A 448-nucleotide genomic window follows, 5' to 3' on the forward strand; every position below is an offset into this window, starting at 1 on the left:
ACTGCCGGACATCAGCGCTATCTCTGCTCTCACTGCCGTAAAACATGGCAACTGCAGTTCACTTACACCGCTTCTCAACCCGGTACACACCAGAAAATCATTGATATGGCCATGAATGGTGTTGGATGCCGGGCAACCGCCCGCATTATGGGCGTTGGCCTCAACACGATTTTACGTCACTTAAAAAACTCAGGCCGCAGTCGGTAACCTCGCGCATACAGCCGGGCAGTGATGTGATTGTCTGCGCTGAAATGGACGAACAGTGGGGCTACGTCGGTGCTAAATCACGTCAGCGCTGGCTGTTTTACGCGTATGACAGGATACGGAGGACGGTTGTGGCGCACGTCTTCGGTGAACGCACTCTGGCCACACTGGAGCGTCTTCTGAGCCTGCTGTCGGCCTTTGAGGTCGTGGTATGGATGACGGATGGCTGGCCGCTGTATGAATC

General features: G+C 54.9%; 1 pseudogene. It reads left to right on the forward strand.

Annotation, left to right across the window (positions count from 1 at the left end):
• Window positions 1-448 (forward strand): annotated as a pseudogene (locus L2I46_RS29345) (IS1-like element IS1X4 family transposase); the annotation flags it as partial.

Origin of the sequence: Klebsiella sp. 2019SCSN059 (assembly GCF_021739525.1) — a bacterium.
In the GTDB taxonomy this organism is placed as follows: Bacteria; Pseudomonadota; Gammaproteobacteria; order Enterobacterales; family Enterobacteriaceae; genus Klebsiella; species Klebsiella quasipneumoniae.